16 protein-coding genes are annotated in these 19,775 nt (G+C 45.2%); 7 read left to right on the top strand and 9 right to left on the bottom strand.

What is annotated here, in order from left to right:
* Positions 1–20 precede the first annotated feature (20 nt).
* Both ABV409_RS15530 and ABV409_RS15525 read left to right on the top strand, forming a co-directional pair.
* Positions 21–1,223 carry an O-antigen ligase family protein gene (locus ABV409_RS15530; protein WP_353878542.1) on the top strand — a complete coding sequence of 401 codons (1,203 nt, stop codon included), beginning with the start codon at positions 21–23 and terminating at the stop codon, positions 1,221–1,223.
* Between the two features lie 10 nt (positions 1,224–1,233).
* Positions 1,234–2,679, top strand: coding sequence for a lipopolysaccharide biosynthesis protein (locus ABV409_RS15525; RefSeq protein ID WP_353878541.1), 1,446 nt, complete (start codon positions 1,234–1,236; stop codon positions 2,677–2,679).
* Between the two features lie 5 nt (positions 2,680–2,684).
* On the opposite strand, the gene ABV409_RS15520 is transcribed toward ABV409_RS15525, so the two are convergent.
* A complete protein-coding gene (locus ABV409_RS15520) occupies positions 2,685–3,575 on the bottom strand; it encodes an O-fucosyltransferase family protein (protein WP_353878540.1) in 891 nt (296 codons plus the stop codon).
* A 246-nt stretch (positions 3,576–3,821) separates the two neighbouring features.
* Here ABV409_RS15520 and ABV409_RS15515 point away from each other — a divergent pair, with 246 nt between their 5' ends.
* Genes ABV409_RS15515 through ABV409_RS15505 form a run of 3 tightly spaced genes read left to right on the top strand, consistent with a single transcriptional unit; the run spans position 3,822 to position 6,600 of the window.
* The gene (locus tag ABV409_RS15515) at positions 3,822–4,715 is read left to right on the top strand and encodes a glycosyltransferase family 2 protein (protein ID WP_353878539.1); all 894 of its coding nucleotides are present in this window, start codon (positions 3,822–3,824) and stop codon (positions 4,713–4,715) included.
* A gap of 3 nt (positions 4,716–4,718) precedes the next feature.
* A complete protein-coding gene (locus ABV409_RS15510) occupies positions 4,719–5,936 on the top strand; it encodes a glycosyltransferase family 4 protein (RefSeq protein WP_353878538.1) in 1,218 nt (405 codons plus the stop codon).
* 16 nt (positions 5,937–5,952) lie between these two features.
* A complete protein-coding gene (locus tag ABV409_RS15505) occupies positions 5,953–6,600 on the top strand; it encodes a sulfotransferase family 2 domain-containing protein (RefSeq protein WP_353878537.1) in 648 nt (215 codons plus the stop codon).
* Between the two features lie 79 nt (positions 6,601–6,679).
* On the opposite strand, the gene ABV409_RS15500 is transcribed toward ABV409_RS15505, so the two are convergent.
* Positions 6,680–8,485: a CBM96 family carbohydrate-binding protein gene (locus tag ABV409_RS15500; RefSeq protein ID WP_353878536.1), complete on the bottom strand. Its 1,806-nt coding sequence runs from the start codon at positions 8,483–8,485 to the stop codon at positions 6,680–6,682.
* 357 nt (positions 8,486–8,842) lie between these two features.
* Here ABV409_RS15500 and ABV409_RS15495 point away from each other — a divergent pair, with 357 nt between their 5' ends.
* Entirely contained in the window at positions 8,843–9,607 is a 765-nt protein-coding gene (locus ABV409_RS15495; RefSeq protein ID WP_353878535.1) for a glycosyltransferase family 2 protein, read from the top strand.
* Between the two features lie 3 nt (positions 9,608–9,610).
* Positions 9,611–10,570, top strand: a complete 960-nt coding sequence (locus ABV409_RS15490; protein ID WP_353878534.1) for an MraY family glycosyltransferase — start codon at positions 9,611–9,613, stop codon at positions 10,568–10,570.
* Positions 10,571–10,615: 45 nt separating this feature from the next.
* Here ABV409_RS15490 and ABV409_RS15485 read toward each other — a convergent pair whose 3' ends face one another.
* From ABV409_RS15485 to ABV409_RS15455, 7 genes are all read right to left on the bottom strand, one after another.
* Positions 10,616–11,800 (bottom strand): OmpA family protein, encoded by a 1,185-nt coding sequence (locus ABV409_RS15485; protein WP_353878533.1) that lies wholly within the window; start codon positions 11,798–11,800, stop codon positions 10,616–10,618.
* Positions 11,801–11,994: 194 nt separating this feature from the next.
* The gene (bshA, locus tag ABV409_RS15480) at positions 11,995–13,137 is read right to left on the bottom strand and encodes an N-acetyl-alpha-D-glucosaminyl L-malate synthase BshA (protein ID WP_353878532.1); all 1,143 of its coding nucleotides are present in this window, start codon (positions 13,135–13,137) and stop codon (positions 11,995–11,997) included.
* A gap of 28 nt (positions 13,138–13,165) precedes the next feature.
* Entirely contained in the window at positions 13,166–16,078 is a 2,913-nt protein-coding gene (locus ABV409_RS15475) for a serine hydrolase domain-containing protein (RefSeq protein ID WP_353878531.1), read from the bottom strand.
* A gap of 92 nt (positions 16,079–16,170) precedes the next feature.
* Positions 16,171–16,653, bottom strand: a complete 483-nt coding sequence (locus tag ABV409_RS15470; protein ID WP_353878530.1) for an ABC transporter ATPase — start codon at positions 16,651–16,653, stop codon at positions 16,171–16,173.
* A gap of 1 nt (position 16,654) precedes the next feature.
* Complete coding sequence (locus tag ABV409_RS15465; protein WP_353878529.1) at positions 16,655–17,440, bottom strand: (Fe-S)-binding protein; 786 nt, start codon at positions 17,438–17,440, stop codon at positions 16,655–16,657.
* A gap of 8 nt (positions 17,441–17,448) precedes the next feature.
* Complete coding sequence (locus tag ABV409_RS15460) at positions 17,449–18,774, bottom strand: 4Fe-4S dicluster domain-containing protein (protein ID WP_353878565.1); 1,326 nt, start codon at positions 18,772–18,774, stop codon at positions 17,449–17,451.
* A gap of 2 nt (positions 18,775–18,776) precedes the next feature.
* Positions 18,777–19,742 carry an MlaD family protein gene (locus tag ABV409_RS15455; RefSeq protein WP_353878528.1) on the bottom strand — a complete coding sequence of 322 codons (966 nt, stop codon included), beginning with the start codon at positions 19,740–19,742 and terminating at the stop codon, positions 18,777–18,779.
* Between the last annotated feature and the right edge of the window lie 33 nt (positions 19,743–19,775).

Here is a 19,775-nt window from a genome sequence, read left to right as displayed (position 1 = left end):
CTAATGATGAAACTGCCTGAATGACCGTAAAGACTTATCTTTCAACCGTTGGCTATCCTTTGGTCATTTTACTCGTTTTGCACTTTTTGAATCCTTTTGATCTCGGATTCATTTTTGCATATCTGCTCGTCGTTTTTTGTGCATTGATCAAGAAAAAACAACTGATCAGGGATCTTGATCTTGATTTTTTGCTCTTATTGTGCTTTGGGGCATGTTACAGTATTTTCGATGCCCTAAACGGGCATAGTACCTTTCAATATATGGTCATGCGTGCCATCTTCCCGGCCTTCTTCTATATCTTGGGCAAACAACTGATCGTGAAAGGGCTGACTACCAAACACATCATCCTGGTGGTCTTGGCATTGGTCGTTCTTTTCTCGACAACCACCATACTTTCGATTGGCAAGGACCTATTAAAAGGCGGATTTGCCCAAATCAGTAGGACCATTCCGGATTTTTGGACCGGGCAAGGGATAAAAGCTACGAAGTATTCGAGTTATTTGGTGTATGCCATGGGGTTACCGGCCGTCCTGATCAGTATTTCCAAATTGTACCACAGAAAAACGATTTGGGCCTTGACCGCATTCTTCTTCGTCGCATTGCTATGTGTCTTTCGATTGGGTAGCAGAACGGCAATCTCCATTGCTGTGATTACGTTTTTGTTTGGCCTTGGCACTCTTTTTATGCAACAAAACGCAAAAGATAACATCAGACTCATCGCTTTTCTAGGTCTATTCACCTTTTTGATGCTGAAATTCTCGCCTTTGAACCTCGAGTCCGAAGTTTTCTCGACCTTAGGACACCGGCTTCAGGCAAAGGGAACCTCGAGCAACGAATCTGCCGGTGGACGAACGGAATTGTGGGCATCCGCTATTGAAAATATGGGTAAAAACCCCTTAGGATGGAAATCGAAACGGCACGCCCATAATCTCTGGTTGGACATTGCAAAATTTGCCGGTATCATTCCTGTGATCTTCTTGGTACTCTTCAATATCAGGAATTTCAACAATCATCTCAGGTTGATACGCTTAGACAGGACCCGGTATCCGAATGGGATCAAAATCATGTTCTCCCTATTTACTTTAGGGGCGGTCACCTCTTTTTTCGTTGAACCCATTTTTCAAGGAAACCTCTTTGCATTTACGTTCTTCTGCCTTTTGCAAGGGACCTTAAGCGCTTTTTTAGAGCGGTCTTCCACAAACAACCACAATAAAGAACCTTAAAAAGCCGCTTTTGAGTTTAGGAAAAAAAATGCTTAATGGTGCGATTTGGAGCGGTATGGAACGGATTATCGGTCAGACCATACAGTTCGTCATCGGAATTGTTTTGGCAAGGATCCTTAGTCCGGAAGAATACGGGACCATAAGTCTGATTTTGATCTTCATCGTACTATCACAGGTTTTCGTTGATAGCGGTTTTACCAAAGCCCTGATCCAAAAGAAAGATCGAAATCCGGATGATGTTTCGACCGTTTTCTTTTTCAATCTGATGATCGCAGTAGCCTGTTATGGATTGCTTTATCTTGCTGCTCCTTTTGTCGCCGGGTTCTTTGAAATCGAGATATTACGCGATCTTTTAAGGGTAATGGCGCTGAGTTTGATCTTGGATTCTTTTTTTACGGTCCCGAGTACACTATTTGCCATTGAACTGAACTTCAAGACGCCCGCAATGGTTTATTTAACGTCGGTAACCATAGCAGGTTCCATTGCCATTGCATTGGCTTATGATGGTTTTGGGGTATGGGCGCTTGTTTGGCAGACCTTGATCCGATCCTGTTGCATGGTCATCGGTATATGGTTTTTCATTAAATGGAAACCAAAATTGGTCTTTTCGATGCGGTCATTGAAACACATGTTCAGCTATGGTTCGAAATTATTGGTAACTTCCTTATTAGGGGTGTTTTTCAGCAAATTCAATGAGTTCCTTATCGGAAAATACATTAACGCCCGTGAATTGGGGCTGTTCACCCGTGGCGTGCAATTCACCGGATTTGTTTCTGGCACTTTTAATTCCATGATCAATCGGGTATTCCTACCTTCCTTGGCACCATATCAAGATGATCTGAAGCTGTTGACCATGCAGACCAAAAAAGTAATCAAGCTCTCCGTTTTGGTCTCTACCCCGATATTTATTTTACTCTTTGCGACCGCCGAGTCACTGGTGACGGTGCTTTTGACAGAGAAGTGGATCCGCGTAGTGCCGATCATGCAATTATTCTGTTTTTCAAGATTGATAACGGTTGTTTCGAATATCAATGTGAATCTGCTGTACGTTTTAGGGAAAACGAACTTGGTATTGCGTCAAGAATACTTGAAAATCTCCATACGCGTAGTCCTAATCCTTAGTGCTTTGAAGTATGGGATCGTCTTTATCGCGATCGCTGAACTGGTAACGACCGTATTCCACTTTTTCATCAACAGTTATTACCCTGGCAAACTCATGCAATTCGGTAGCATCAAACAGCTTAAGGCCATTGCGAAAACCTTATTCGCCGGAGTCGTCATGTTAGCGGTGGTGTTGCCCATCGGCATGTATGTTCAAAACGACTATATGCAATTGGGTGTGACCGTTGTGGCCGGTTTGGCCACATACTACCTATTGCTTCGCCTACTCAAGGTAAAGGAACTGGATATCCTTAAGGCAAGGGTTTCCGAAGTCATGATAAAATACAAGCGGTAGCAAGCTTACTTTACGGTAATCTTCTCTATGTTACCAATATCCGCTGCGGTCTGGCTGAACGAACTGTGATGGGAGCCATAGATCCTTTTGGTCCTAGCGAGACAAAAAAGGTCAATGAGCGCATCAATAGCGGCATCCGGATGGTTCCGATCGTAGCTTGAAACATCATTGAACAGGATTTTCGAACCAAATCGACCGGTTAACTCCGATTTCACGGAAGCGGAATCCGTGGAAAGGAAAAACTCCGCTTGCTGATTTTCATCCAAAGTAGCCTCAATTAAGGAGATGAACTTCGTCAAGGGACTGAATTTCAAGGCCGCTTTGTGATCTGTCGTCCTGACATGCAACCCATAGGAATCCTTTACATTGCCGACCTTTGTCGCCACCGTATCCAAAATCCCCGATACCGGTTTGAAATCTTGGTAATTATCAGCCAATGGATGTATTCTATAGCAGGTCGAAATGAATTTATCTTCCGCGTTTCCCATGATGAAATCTTCAATAACCGGCTGGGTCTTTTCCAAAAAATTAAGGTCCATCTGATGAATGTCCATAGCATCATCAGCGTCGAAAGAGGCATAAATTTTCCGAAAATAACCCCAGTCATCAATAATACGGGATGCATCGATTTTTTGAAGTCGTTTTAGGAGTTGATTCGCGGATTTGTTCAATTTGAAACGCTTGGTTTTGTTGACCAAGTTTTTGACCATTGAATTCGATCGCTTTCCGGAACCCGTAAAACCAAAATCCTCTGGGAACCCGGACGGTAGATCCACAACCGTGACGTTTTCTCTATGGAAAGGCATGAAGAGCCTATCGAAACTGGTATTCAATGCTTCGTTGTTGATCCATAGGATCGTCAATTCAAAACCGAATTTTTCCGAAAGTGCAAGCATGCTGTGGATTGCACGCATTCTATTGCATAGTCCACCAAGTGGTCTAAAGTATATCATCAGGTCTTCAAATATTAAATATTCCCATTAATTTTATCCGCAAGTAAATAACTTTATGCTGTATACAACGCTATTGTCAAATTGCTATTATGGATACAACCTCAAAAATAGCAGTATTACATAATATTTCGTTATTGAAAGAGTTTTAGGATAGAGCAACGCCTTTATAACCCTTAAAATCAAATCAACTTGAAAGATATTGCGGTTTTAGTAACCTGCCATAATAGAAAAGAAAAGACCTTGGAGTGTTTGGAAAGGCTGTTCCAAGCTCGAGAATTTTCAAGCAACAACGGTCAGGATAGTACGCTTACCATTTATTTAACCGATGATGGATCTTCGGACGGAACCGCTAAAGCCGTTGCAAGTCGGTTTCCCCAATCCAAGATCATCAAAGGAAGCGGCAATCTATTTTGGGCCAATGGAATGATTTCAAGTTGGGAGGCCGCTTTAAAAAATAGACATGGATTCTATCTCTTGTTGAACGATGACACCCAAGTCTATGAAGATGTTTTGGAACATCTGGCGAAGGCACATGAGTATTGTCTAAGGACTTATGGGAAACCCGGTATCTATATCGGGGCCACTGAAAATAAGGAAGATCACCAACTGACCTATAGTGGTGCCGTGGTCACCAATTATATCCTGGCTTCCATCCGTGTGGTCCGGCCAGATGGACATAACTTCCAACGATGTGACTTTGGAAATGCCAATATCATGTTGGTTCCCGCTGAGGTAGTGGATCGGATAGGGATCCTGTCAAAAGGATATACCCATGGCAAGGCGGACTACGACTATACCATGAAAGCTAAGAAAGCCGACATCCCTTCCTTGATCTGCCCCGTGGTATTGGGCCATTGCGCCTTTGACCATGACCATTCCTATGTTGGATGGGAGAAGATGACATACGCTGAAAGAAAGAAATCGCTTTTTAGTCCGAAAGGGGTAGACTTCCGATCTCAATTGAAGTTCAATAAAAAGTTCTTTCCGTTGCGCTATCCATTGGTTTGGCTATCGGGATATTTCAAAATCATGTTCCCGAAATTCTATTTGAAACGATTTGAGGTGGTTGAACATAAGAAATGATCGATGCCAAAGCCTAAAACCAACCCAAACCTCCGTAATCTCCATTTGGTCGTATTCGCTTATGGGGATCGTGGGCATACCAAAGAATACGTGTCGAATTTCTGTAGTCGGCTCCATCATAAGTACAACATCACCCTTTACATCGGTTCCACATCCAAGGTTGAGGAACCCGAGCACGTGAATTGTGTGTATATAAATGTGGACATTGCCAAGGTCAAGGCAGAGCGCTTCTTGAAGTTCGGTCGTTTGTCGAACTTGTTCAAAAACCTAAAAAAGCAAGGATTGATCATTCGCTATTGCCGAGAGGTATTGGCCAAAAAGAACATTCAAAAAGATGATGTGGTCTATATCATGGATTATACCGCCCCCTCCTTGTTCGTCCTTTTCAGGGGCTTATCCCGCATCCGGCCCAAGGTTTACCTATGGGTTCATAGTGCCAGATTCAAATCAAAGGATTTGGTGTATTCCCTCTATAAGAAAATGGTCCAGTTCATTTTGAACCGCCTAGGATCAAAAGTCCTTAGCGGTATTGTGGTCAATGGGGACTATATCAAAGCCCAGTTGCCCGGGTTTTTGGATTTCGACGCAGACGATATCCATGTCATCCAGTACCCGAGCGAAATCGAGTTTTCGAAAATCGACAAGTCCGAAGCCAGAAAACAATTAGGGCTTCCGAAGAACGAAGACATCGTGCTGTTTTTTGGAGGCTTGCGAACGGATAAGAATATTGAAGAGGTGGTTCGTAGCACGGCCATGGCCAAGAACAAACCCTTGCTGATTGTCGCGGGATCGGAAAGTACGGTTTCGAAACAAGTATTGGAATCGTGGTTGGCGAAACACGGACACGAGAATTACTTCCTTGATATTTCCTATGTTTCCGAAGAAAAAATGGCCTTATACTATAGTGCCAGCGATGTTATGTTATTGACCTACAATTCGGAATCGGCTTCACAAAGCGGTCCTTTATCCTTGGCGCGTGAATTCTTGCTCCCTGCGATCGTTACCGATGCCGGTGAAATCGGATATTACATCACTAAAAACAACATTGGTCTTGTTGCTTCGCCGGACGAACAAGACGACTATACCGAAAAAGTGGAAACCTTTTTCAATAGCGATCATAAAGCAAGGTTTGAAAAAGCCCTGCAAGAAACCAAGCAGCGGTTTTCCTGGGAAAACGCAGCTGCCAAATACCATAGTTTATTCAAAAGTCAAACCACCTAGCAAAAACACTCAAGACATGATCATTTCACACGACAAGAAATTTATTTTCATACACAACTACAAGGTTGCGGGCACGAGCGTTAGGGCCGCCTTGCTCAAACACAACCATAGGAATTTTTTAGCCGCATCAATTGGTGACAAATTCAAATTCTTAAGTGGTAAATACCCCAAGATCTATTCACATCAATTCGACCACCACATCAAGGCACCTGAATTAAAAGGGAAAATACCCGCTGAAATCTTCGATGGCTATTACAAGTTCGGGTTTGTACGAAATCCGTGGGATTGGCAAGTTTCACTTTACAAATTCATGTTGAAAAGGGAAAGCCATCACCAACATGAATTGACCAAAACGTTCAAAACCTTTGATGACTATATCGATTGGAGGGTTCACGAGGACCTTCACCTTCAAAAGGAATTTTTCTATGATGGGGATACCAATTTAATGGATGCTATCGGTAAGCTTGAACAGTTGGATAACGATTTCGGCAAGATCTGCGAGAAAATCGATGTCAACTCTAACCTTACCCGCAAGAACCCCAGCAGGCCTAAAGACGATGGATTCAAAAAGTATTATACCCAAAAGTCGATCGATTTGGTCGATCAGGCGTTTCAAGAAGACATCAAACTGTTCGGATATCAAAAACCCAGTCTGGATCAATAGACCGATTCGGTTTTACGCACCCTAAATGAAAAAGGGAAGGTACTGTGACCTTCCCTTTTTTTATTTTTTATATCGGTAATTAATTTCCGGAAACAGCGTAGAATGTGCTGCATCCCGCTTCGGACCAATTGGTCGCGAATACGTTTTCAAATCCTTCTATCGTGTAGATGACCCCGGGTGCTCCAAATAACTGCTCTCCGGTCTGTCGGTGATTGGTAAGGTTATTGTAAATAAAGTTGTTGGGGCCAGGAGGTTCATGCCCAGGAACTCCCTCGCGACCTGTTTCGATAATAGGCCAAGCATGCCAGCTTGGAGTGGTTATGGTGTTCTGCTCCACCAAATTAAACCCACCATCTTCGCTGTGGAAATTCATATCGACCCAAAGCGTGTTCTTGAAAGCTACGTTGTATTTCGCACCCCGTTGGAAGATAAAGTGTCTGATTCGTTTGATAACGTTCCCAACGAATAAGTTACCCACCCCGGTAGTTACAACGTAACCCCTGCCTCCTGGGCCTTTGTTGTATGCCCTATCGATAAAACAGTTACGAACGGTATTGTGGTCCCCTTCAATGTCTATTGGGTGGCTACCGCTTTCAAGGATGTTGCAATTGTCTATCCAATTGTTCGAACTCGATCTATCCATTTCGATGGCGTTGACCCTGATATTCGTTAAACCACAGGGATCGTTTTGGAAAAGATTCGAATCGTAAGCACCATCGTTTAGCTCTTGCCTATCGGTAATTTGACAATTATCGACTCGGTAAAAGTGCGTCAGGTTCTCGATTCCTGCATTACTGACATTATCAAAATAAATACTCCTGGAGGTTTGTCCATCCCCACGAACGGTCGATTCAATGATCACCGATTCCTTATCCACACCACGAAGCACCACATTCGATTTCATCATCAAGGTTTGGGATATGCTATACGTACCTTCGGTCATCAGGATGACACCTCCTCCATTGGAATGGACGTCATTGATGATGGCCTGGAGATTATTTGATGTATTGATCGTACGAACTACGGTCAAATTACTCGGAATACCCCCATTAACACCGGCATTGGCCCATTCTTGCATCGTAGGATAGCTCGAATCGAAACATCCGGTATCGGCAAACATACAATCGCCTCCGTAGTCACAGGGAGCACTTCCAGGGTCTTCACCCGTAGCTTCTTCTTCGGCTTCTTCCTCCTGATCGGAATCCGTAGCTTCTTCTTCGACAAAAGTACTTTCAATCTGGGGGGAGTCGGGTGATGTCATATACTCTACGATCAGTCTTGGAGCCACTTCCTCCGAATTCTCTTTGGAAGCCAGGGCCAAGTCGTTTCCAACTTCATGCTTGACCACTAGGGTGATGATTCCCGATTCAATGGCCGCGGTCTGTAAGTCTACCGAAACGGCTTCCCCTACGTGGAACGCACTTTGAACCAAGCCCAAAAGTTCGTTTTCTACCGGGGCACTATCGACGGCCAAATCTTCCTCCGTCCATCCATTGTCGTTACCCTTATATACATTAATGATTCCGTCTCCCGGGTCGTTCTGTACCCTGGCGCGAAATTCCACATTGGTAATATCACCATCGATCTCTCGTAAATCGAACATCAAGTAACTTGTTCTCAGGTTCTCACGCAGTTTGATAACGGTTTCATTGAACCCATCGGAACTTTGTATATAGGCGTCGTTGGTTGGGTAGAATACAACGCTTCGTAATTCAAGATCTCCTTGCGGTTCGTCCTCCGTTTCATCAGTGGATTCCTGGTCATTGTCCGTGCCTCCGTCCTGTACGACTTCCTCATCGTCTCCAAGAACGATTTCATTGAACAAGTCGGAATCTTTCGAGCAGCCAAGGAGCAGCGCAAAAACAAGAAATAACTCGAAAATCAATTTAGGTTTTAATTTTGAAGTGTACATCGTAGGTTAATGTTCATGTGGGGTTAACAATTTCAATTTGGGCTTCCAAATATTCAAGAATCTTTGGGACATAAAATTAGTCCAAGCATTTGATTTTATCGTTTAATCACCAAATTTTTCGATAAACTGCACGGTTTTTTAAAGCCGTCCCGAAAAAGATCGATGAACTGCACACTTGCTCTTAAAAATATCCGAAATTTCCTACGCTATATTCCTTGTCATTACATTCGGTCCGTACTTTTCCCCCACATCCAATAATAATGTACGTGCACCGTTATCCCTTTACTTAGGAAGTTTAGTAGTTTTGTTACCGTAAAAGAATCCCGTTTCGTGCAAAAGAACAACCGACCCCTGGTTTCGATCGTCACCCCAACGTACAATTCAGAAGATTTCATTGCCCATACCGTCGCATCTGTCCAGGCACAGACTGTTTCCGATTGGGAAATGATCATTGTCGACGATGCCTCTAAAGACGGTACCAAGGCCGTTGTCGGTAAAATAAGCAAAGCCGACCCAAGGGTCAAGCTGTTTGCCAATGCCACCAACTCAGGGGCCGCTGTAACCCGAAATGTAGGCCTGGAGAACGCCACGGGGAGGTATTTGGCATTTCTTGATAGTGATGATTTGTGGAAACCCGAAAAACTGGCCAAACAGATTGCTTTCATGACCGATCACGGAGCTCCGATCGCATGTACCTCCTATGATTTGGTCAACGAACAGGGCGAGGCCCTGAACAAGATCATACACTCGGTGCCCCAACTTGATTATACCGCCCATTTGAAGAATACGGCCATCGGTATGTCAACATCGATGATCGATACGAATTTGGTGAAAAACGACTTTCGGTTCATCAACATCAGAACGCGACAGGATTGTTACCTCTGGATCACCTTGCTGAAGCGGGGACATATCGCCTTTGGTATGCCTGAAGTCCTCGCGTCGTATCGTGTTCGAAAAGGGTCCATTTCTTCCAACAAGTTCAAAGGGATGAAAAAAGTATGGTACCTCTATTACGATTTGGAAAAGCTCGGTCTCTTCCGATCGGCCTACTATTTCTTTTTCTATGCCTTTAATGCCTTAAAAAAACGTCTTTGATCCATGATACTTGGTAGCTGTGTCCTTATTTTGATCATCACCGCTTTTCTGTATTCCAAAGTGGCCATTCGGTTCAACATCGTCGATAACCCGAATTTTAGGAGCAGCCATACCATACCGACCATTCGTGGGGCTGGAATACTTTTCGTTTTCGCATGCTTGCTGTTCTTTCTATTTTATGGTTTTCAATATCCCTATTTTATCGGTGGTCTGGTTTTAATCGCTTCGGTGAGTTTCGTTGACGATATCATCACCTTGGGCAGTGGAACGCGTTTGATCGCCCAATTCGCGGCCATCGCGGCTTTGTTCTTTGAAATCGAGGCCTTGCAAGAGCTTCCCCTTCTATACTTGGCGGTTTTGTTGGTTTTGTCATTGGGTTTTATCAATATTTTCAATTTCATGGACGGTATCAATGGCATTACCGGAATATATGCCCTTTCCGTTCTTATTCCGCTTTGGTATGCCAACCACTACATTGCGACCTACACTTCGGAAGAATTCCTCTGGCTCTTAATGCTCTCAATTTTGATTTTCGGCTATTCGAATTTTAGGAAAAAAGCCAAAGTATTCGCAGGGGATGTCGGCAGTGTTTCTTTGGGATTGACATTGGTTTTCCTTTTGACCCGATTGGCCATGGCCACCGAACATTACTACTATTTCATGTTCGTCTTCGTGTATGCCCTGGACGGTGGATTCACCATTTTGGAAAGGCTGTTGTACCAAAAGGAAAATATCTTCAAACCACATCGCCGGCATCTTTATCAGCTGATGACCGATACCCTGAAAATGCCCCATATGCTAACATCGCTATATTATGGAGTCGCACAGCTCTTGATTTCCGCCGGTGTGATCTTTGCGGTATCTACGGGCCTTGAGCTTTGGATTTTCGTCGCCATACCCCTGGTAACGGTGCTCTACGCCCTATTTAAATTCAAATTACAACGACAAAAAAAAATGGCCTGATCCCAAGATCAAGCCATTTGCAGTATTCTTTTTCAATACGGTTTGTTATTCATCCGTCCAGACTACACCGAATTCTGAGCGTCTGTTTTCACGATGTTTGCTTTCCGAACAACGCACGTTGTCATCACATTCATTGGTCAATTGGGTCTCTCCGTAGGCTTTGCTTAGGATACGGTCGGTAGCGACTCCCTTTGTCATCAGATAATCGACAGTACGTTGCAGTCTTCTGTCTGAAAGCCATAGGTTATACGTATCGGTACCACGGGCATCCGTATGTGAACCAACTCGTATCGCCATGGAAGGATGTTCTTCAATAATGGCTACCAAGGCATCGAGCAATGCTTTATCGTTGGCATTCAAATACGATGAATTCAGATCGAAATAAACATAGCCCAGGGCGCTTACGGCATCTTCAACTCCTTTTCGCATCGTATTTCGGGCATCCAATCGGGCTTTCTCTTCCATAGCCAATCTGGCCTCCTCTTCTTCTTTTTTCAAACGCTCGGCCAACAATCGTGCTTCTTCTTCAAGTCGTTGGGCTTCCGCAATGGAATCTTGTACTCGTTGTTGTTCGCGTTCCATCTCCTCGATCATCGCCAATTTCTCTTGCCCTTTTCGTGAAAGTTCCTTCTCGATACCGAAACGGTAGACCACCCCGGCGGCATGTTGGATATGGTTGGTGGAATTGTCCCTATTCATGGTCCATTTACCGGTAGAATTGAAATCCAAGCCCCATTGATCGGAAATCCAAGTTCGGAATCCGACAGCGGCATTGTAGGTTCCCCTACCCTGGTTATTGGCATCCGTATACCCCACACCGATACCGACGTAGGGATCGAACCAACCCGTATCCCCAAGAATTTGGTTCAAGTCGTAGCTGGCCCTAAGGTCAATTGCGTAATAATCAATATCCTCAGGATTCTCGATTCCGTCAATGGTCTTACCTTCTTTGTAGCGGTTATAACTACCGATGGCTTCCAATCCAAATCCGTTCTTAAAATATCTTCCGACACTAACCCGTGAAGGGAAGGGAACGAAATTCCAATTGTCGCCGACGGCAAAAAGGTTTTCGAATTCACTACCTGCGTCGTCGACGGCGTTCCATCCGACACCGAAAATCCAGGAACTGGTCACAGTACTGTCTTTTGCGGTCAATTCAAGGTCTTGCGAATAACTAAATGAAGTGGCCAACACCATAAGTGGCAGCGCAATATACTTTGCGATTTTCATGATCAATAATTTGGGGTCATTGAGGGGCAAATGTAAACGAATTCACCCCAATTCTAAAAATTGTACTTTAAAATGGACGAAATCTTCGATTAGGGGTCAAATTAAGCGTGTACGATTTTTCATCTCGCTAAAAACCAGCAAGTTGAGAATAAATATTGTCCTTGATGTGGATGGGGGCTATCTTGAAATGTCGATCAGTACGAATTTTTGTAGCGAGATCGATAGGCTTTTTCATAGACGTCTTCATAAAGGGGAAGGATGTTGAGGATGTCGAATTTGGACGCCTCCTCCCTAGCGTTGGTCTTGAACTTTTCAAGAATCGCATCATCACTCAAAAGGTATATCGCGTTCTTTGCCATATCATCGATATCACCGACATCGCTCAAAAAACCGGTAATCCCTTGTTTGTTGACTTCAGGGACACCTCCGGCATTACTCGATATCACGGCGACCTTGTTGATCATCGCTTCCAATGCTGCCAAACCGAAGCTTTCCGATTCGGAAGGCAATAAAAACAGATCCGAAAAGCAGAGGATCCGATCGATCTCATTGCTATTACCCAAAAACAAGACCCGATCAGCAATGCCCAATTCTTCGCAAAGCGCCTCTGCACCTTCTTTCTCAGGGCCTTCGCCGACCATGATCAATTTGGCCGGAACTTCCTGTTGGATCTTGGCAAAAACCTTGATCACATCAGGAATACGCTTCACTTTCCTAAAGTTACTTATGTGGGTGACGATACGCTCATCATCCGTAGCCATTAACGAACGTTGACAGTCGGTATAGTCGTTGCTGTATTTTTTGACATCGATGAAATTCGGGATTACTTCGATCTCCTTTTTTACATCGAAAATGTTCAAGGTCTTCAAGCGAAGATCTTCAGAAACCGAAGTGACCACATCCGATTTGTTGATGCTGAAGGTTACGGCCGATTTGTAGAAAGGATGGTTACCCACTAGGGTAATATCGGTACCGTGAAGGGTGGTGATCATGGGTATGAAAATTCCCTCCTCCAACAACATCTTCTTGGCCATATACCCCGCATAGGCGTGCGGTATCGCATAGTGTACGTGCAACAATTCGATACCGTACAGTTTGATGGTGTCTACCAATTTACTTGATAGGGCCAATTCATAAGGCTGGTAGCGAAACAGCGGGTAATCGGGTACATGGACTTCGTGGAAGTGTATGTTGTTATTCAAAAGTCCCAATCGAACCGGTTGCCGGTAGGTGACGAAATGCACTTCATGCCCCCTTTCGGCCAGGGCGATTCCCAACTCGGTGGCTACGACACCGCTTCCTCCGAAAGTCGGGTAACATACTATGGCGATTTTCATATGGTAAAAGTAGCCCTTTCTAGGCGTATCAATTGATAATGGAATCATAAATTGCCTGCTGGATCCTGGTTCGCAGGCCTGATTTGACCAACAGCGTATTGCGCATGGTCGGATAGGTACGGTTCGAAAGAAAAACGTACACCAGTTCTTCTTCGGGATCGGCCCAGGTGTAGGTTCCTGTGAAACCGCTATGACCGAAGCTCTTTCGAGAGACGCAACCACAGGTCGGGCCCTTATCTTCCAATTGGGGCTTATCGAAGCCTACGCCCCTGCGCACATCCTTGTGGCAAAAATAACAGGTATTGAACTTCTTGACCGTACGGGCATCAAAGTACCGTTTGCCGCCATACCATCCTTCCTGCAAATACATTTGCATGATCTTGGCCACATCATTGGCGTTACTGAACATGCCGGCATGCCCTCCGACACCCCCTTGCATCGCCGCTCCCATATCGTGTACATAACCCTGAACGGTACCGTATCGGAAATAATCGTCCACTTCGGTTGGCACAATGTCGCGCTTGACGAATTTTTCAGTCGGATTATATACCGTTTTGTTGGCCCCCAAAGACTTTAGTAAAAAGTCATCGACGAGCCGGTCCAAACGGTTGCCATAGGTTTCCTCAATATATTTTTTGAACACATAATAGGGCACATCACTGTAACGGTATCGATTTGATTTCAACTCTTGCCGACCGATGCGGTTGTAAATGGAATCCTTGTAATAATTCGCCAAATACAAATCATCGCTTACCTTGGTCGTAAAACCGGCTACGGGAGTGTTTCGGTAAAATTCGTTCGACGGTTTGCGATCTTTATCCAAGGTATCGACGTAAAAGGCGATCCAGGCAGGTAACCTCCCATAATGTGATAAGGCCTTCAATACGGTAACATCTTTCAACTCCGTTTCGGCATAGGCAGGCACCAACTGTTGGAAGGTATCGTTCAACCGGATCTTGCCTTCTTCTTCCATCTTCATGATCAGCGGTAAGGTACCCAGGATCTTGGTCAAGGAAGCGAGGTCATAAATATGGTCCGAAGAAATCGGAACTTCGGTGTCGTAAGTGGGTTTTCCGAAGCTTTTCTCATAGACCACCCGGCCCTTTTTGGCGATCAACACCTGTGCCCCAGGGAACATCAAGGAATCCAATCCGTTTTGCACCAAACTATCGACCCGCGCCAAAGCCCCGGAATCGATGCCGACACGTTCGGGGATGCTGTAACCCAAGCGCCCAATGGCTTTGGTCGTCAATCCGGTCCCGACAGGGAATTCCGAATTGATACTGACCGGTAAAGTGCCGGTGGCCGGAAGGGCACCAAATAGTATTTGGGCCGCTTTTTCTTGGGCCAATTGGCTGTTTTGGTAACCGACCAATACCGCATCTATCGATTCGAAGTTGATGATGTCGTTCAACGCATAGGGCTTGGTAAATGCGGTTAGTACGGTATTGCTGGTTCTCATCCGGGCGATTTCCTGAAGCCAAAACTTTTCGTTTTCGGTCAATTCGTGTGACTTCCACGGACTTTCATTACTCTTATGGACACCAATGATCACGAGGTTGTATGCCTTCAGTTTGTTTTTATAACCGGCGATATCCTTGGCCTTGATTTCGGTGACCTGACCATATTTCTTCAAAGTCCGTAAAAACGGGGTGTGATCGGCATCCCCTAATTTCACATAGGCTATCTTTTTGTTCTGAAGGTTTCGAACGGGAACCAAGCCAACCTTGTTCTTGATCAAGGACACGGCATTCTCAATCGCTTTGCCATAAACCAAGGCATCCTCGATCGTATTTAGGTCTTCGACCAATCCGCTCTCCTCAATGGGTTGATAGTGATGTAGGCCTACCTTGTACTTTGCCCGTAATATCTTTTTTACGGATTGGGCCAACCTGGCTTCCGAAATGATTCCTTGAGTATAGGCGTTCTTGATTTTTTCAATGGCCTGGATGACGTTCAAGGGCATCAAAAGCATATCATTGCCCGCAAGAAATGCCGAAAGTTCCACTTCCCCCTCTGGGGCGAATTCAGCAACCGCCTTCATATTCAAGGCGTCTGTGAACACCAAACCACCAAACCCCAATTCTTTCTTTAACAAATCGGTGATGATGGGACGTGAAAGGGAGGATGGAAAGCCCGGGCGTTTTTCAAGACTGGGGATGTTCAGGTGTGCTACCATCACACTACTCAACCCTTCTCGGATCAATTCGCGGTACGGATACAATTCGACGCTATCGAGTCGCGCTTTGGTAAAGTCAAGAAAAGGCAGCGATTTATGGGAATCGGTTGCGGTATCGCCGTGTCCGGGAAAGTGCTTTCCTGAAGATAGTACCCCGGCCGCTTCCATACCTTTCATAAAAGCGATCCCTTTTTGGGCCACCCGCGCTGGGTCTTCGCCAAAAGATCGGTTTCCAATAATCGGATTTTCAGGATTGATGTTTACATCAATATCCGGAGCGAAATTGATATGGACCCCTAAGCGCTTCGCATGATAACCGATCCGGTTACCCACGGCTTCGATGAGTGCGTTATCGCCAACGGCCCCCAAGGTCATGTTCCATGGAAAAGCGAAGGTCGAATCCAAGCGCATCGCCAAACCCCACTCGGCATCCATCCCAATCAATAAGGGGGTTTTCGCCACTTTTTGATAGGCGTTGGTGAGTCGTGCCTGCCGCACGGGTCCGCCTCTTGAAAAAATCACCCCACCTAGATGGTGGCTTTTGACCAATTCCTTGATTTGACCGGTCGCCTTCGAATTTTGATTCGATGCCACACTGACCATGAACAATTGTCCGACTTTTTCCTCCAAAGACATTGCGGCATAGGTGGTCTCGACCCAGGAGTGTTGTTCTACCGAGTCGGCGGTTACCAGCGGATACGATTGTCCATTGGCAATGGTAAAAAGGAGGAAAAAAAAGGCAATGAAGTAGTTTCTCCGCATAAATGAATTGTCTACACAATCAACTTATAGCACATAAAAATATTGCATTTCATCGAAGATATCCAAGAAATAGGGATTATTTGGGAGATTCTTCACAAAAAGCGGGCGTGCCAACTTTCTTCCGCCGGTACTTCCCAATGCTCTTGGTATTCCTGCTTTGTGGCCACTAAATTATTGAATACTACGGTACTTTTCGAAACCGCCTTGTCTTTGGCCATCTTCTTGAAGTCCTTTAGAGGCTTGTAAGCGATGAACTCCCCTTGTTTGTAGGAAACGTTCATCTTATCAAGAAGGTCCACGTCATAGCGTTTTTCCAAGGCTTGGATGAAATGTACCGATGCATCGATGGAACAGCCTGAGGCGGCATTCATCGACTGGTCCAATCCAATGATCAGGAATCGTTTGTAGCGCAATTCGAACCCGGCTTTGAGATCCGCCCCATGGGCGGTCCATTGAACCAAAAAGGCAGCGGCCTGCGCTTCGATTTCCTTCAGCTCGGGTTCTGTAAACGATCGGTTGCACTGGTAGATCCATACCCGTGCGGTATCTGGCAATTTTTCGAATTCCACTAACATGCTACAGTGAATTTGCGATCAGTTCGGCAACGTCGAGGACTTTGACACTATCTTCTTTTTCATGGGCCTTGATACCATCGGTCATCATGGTATTGCAATATGGGCAACCAGTGGCGATGATATTGGGTTGGGTCTCCAAGGCATCTTTGGTACGCATGACGTTGATGTCCATATCCCCTTTCTCGGGTTCTTTGAACATCTGCGCTCCGCCGGCACCACAACACAAGGCGGTCTTTTTGTGCCTTTTCATCTCGACCAAGTCGGCTTTAGTCTCTTGCAAGACGTTCCTAGGGGCATCATAAACGGAATTCGCCCTTCCCAAATAACACGGGTCATGAAAGGTGATGCGTTTGTTTTTATAGGTATCGTTACCTACTTTCAAGCGTCCTGATCGGATCAATTCGTCAATGTATTGGGTATGGTGTACGACTTCGTACCGGCCACCCAATGAAGGGTATTCGTTCTTCAGGGTGTTGAACGAATGCGGATCGCAGGTAACTATTTTCTTGATTTCATAGCCGTTCAAGACTTCGATGTTCATCAATGCTTGCATTTGGAACAAAAATTCGTTCCCTGCCCTTTTCGCCACATCCCCGGTGCAGCTCTCTTCCTGCCCTAAGACCGCAAAATCGACATTCGCCTTATTCAGGATCTTGACAAAAGCCCGGGATATTTTTTTGGCGCGATCATCATAGCTACCGGCAGAACCTACCCAAAAGAGGATTTCGGGTTGTTTGCCTTCGGCCATAAATTGTTCCATGGTCTTTACCGTCAATGTATCTGCCATAGTGTTGCTTATTCGTTAACCCAATTCAGGCGGTCCATTTGGTTGTAGGGCCAAGGAGCACCATTGTTTTCAATATTCGACATCATGTTGTTCAATTCCGTAGGGGCCGCTGATTGCTCCATGACCAAAAAGCGTCGCATCTCCATAATGATCGAAAGGGGATCGATACTCACCGGGCAGGCCTCGACACAAGCATTACAAGTAGTGCAGGCCCAAAGTTCCTCCCGACTGATATAATCATCCAAAAGCTGTTTGCCATCATCGACGAAGGTGCCCTTGTTCTTATCGATATTCTTGCCTACTTCTTCCAGACGATCCCTAGTATCCATCATGATCTTTCTAGGTGAAAGCTTCTTACCGGTCTGGTTTGCCGGGCATTCGGAAGTGCAACGGCCGCATTCGGTACAGGTGTAGGCATTGAGCAATTGGATCCGGTTGAGATCCATGACATCCGAAGCTCCGAATTTATCTGGCTCTGCGGTTTCTTCACCTCCCGTAGCCGCAAAGGGATCCGCATCGGGGTCCATCATCAGTTTGACCTCACTGGTAACGGACTCTAGATTGTTGAAGGCCCCTTTTGGCCGAATCTTACCATAATAGGTGTTCGGAAAAGCCAATAAGATATGTAAGTGCTTGGAATAATAGAGGTAATTCAAAAAGAACAAGATCCCGAGAATGTGCATCCACCAAGCCGAACGTTCGACCATAATCAAACTTGCTTCGCCCATGCCCGAAAACAAAGGGGCGATGAACTTGCTGATCGGATAGCTCCCTGCTTCCACATAATGCGGGGCTTGCAGTTGTTGTAACTGTAGATCCGCAGCGTTCATCGTTAAGAACAGGGTCATCAAGACCAATTCGATATATAAGATCAGATTTCCGTCCTTCTTGGGCCAACCTGCCATTTCAGGCTTCATAAAACGTTGCAGCCGGATCAAGTTTCGCCGCATCCAAAAGACAACTACGGCAACGATGACCAAAAAGGCCAAAATCTCGAACGAACCGATCAGAAAATCATAGAAAGCCCCCAAGCTTGCAAAAATTCGGTGGGTGCCGAACAAGCCGTCAATAATGATCTCAAGGACCTCGATGTTTATGATGATGAAGCCAAGGTAGACGACGATATGCAAAATCCCGGCAATAGGTCGTACCACCATTTTTTGCTGCCCCAATGCGATCAGGGCCATGTTTTTCAACCGTTGGGCACTGTTGCCACTGGTATCGACGCTCTTTCCTTGTTTGATGTTTCGGGTAAGTTTCTTAATGTTCCTAACAAAGAAACCGATACCAGCGATCAGTGCGATCGCGAAAAGTACATTCGGAAGGTATTGTATCATTAGTTTTCCTTTTGAGCCGCCGGGTCGTTATCGGGCAACTCGTAGTCTTTCTGTTTTTTGCCGAATACGGAAACGTTCACATAGCGTTTCGGATTCAAACGGAAATCCTGTAACAACAATTGTAGTTGACGTGACGCATCCGATAGGTTGGTATATAGCGCTTCGTCTTTTGCAAGCTTTCCTAAGGTTCCCTCCCCTTTTTCGATACTGGCCAAAACGCCGTTCAAACCGTCGAGCGATTCCTGCAATCCCTTTATGGTGGCTTCGAAATCAGCTTCGGATAAGGTCTTCGAAAGTTTAGAGAAGTTCGCGGTGATCGTTCCGAAATTTTTAATCGATGAATCGAGCACCTCTTTGTTCTCGACCAATAGCGCATTCAAGGCATTGGTCGTGGTCTCGAAACTTCTAATCGAACCGTTCAAGCCCGCAATGCTTTGGCGGAGTTCCATTTTCGTCTTGGCATCCAATACATCGTTTACATTCATCAACAAGGTATCGGCATGTGAAACGGCCCCCTCCACCTTCATTTGAAGCGGAGTGAGTTTTTGTTGTACCAATTCCGTTAATCCCGGCTTGATTAACGTTCTCAACGTATCTCCGGACTGCGCCATTGGGGCGTTGTCGAATGCTTGTATGATCTGCAGGCCCTTGCCACCGATGATACCGGTATCGAAAAGCTCGATCGTGCTGTTCTTGGAGAATTCGAAATCCGTATTGATATTGAAAGTGACCAACAGTTTCCCGCTGTTATCCTTGAATTTTATGCTGCTGACATTGCCTATAGTTAGCCCGTTCAAGGAAACCTGGGTTCCATTTTGAAGGCCTTGGACGTTATCGTATACCGCGTAGAAGGTTCTTGATTGATCGAAAATGGATGCCGATTTCAAATAACCATACCCTAAAATGAACAAAAAGATACCGACCAAAGCGATGATACCTGTTTTGACTTCCCTGGATAATTTCAAAAGATCTGGTTTTCGGTTTCCAACAAAATTAGG

The organism is Flagellimonas algarum, assembly GCF_040513375.1.
GTDB lineage: Bacteria > Bacteroidota > Bacteroidia > Flavobacteriales > Flavobacteriaceae > Flagellimonas_B > Flagellimonas_B algarum.
Note: the sequence above shows the minus strand (reverse complement) of the source record. Positions and strands in the feature narration are given on the sequence as shown.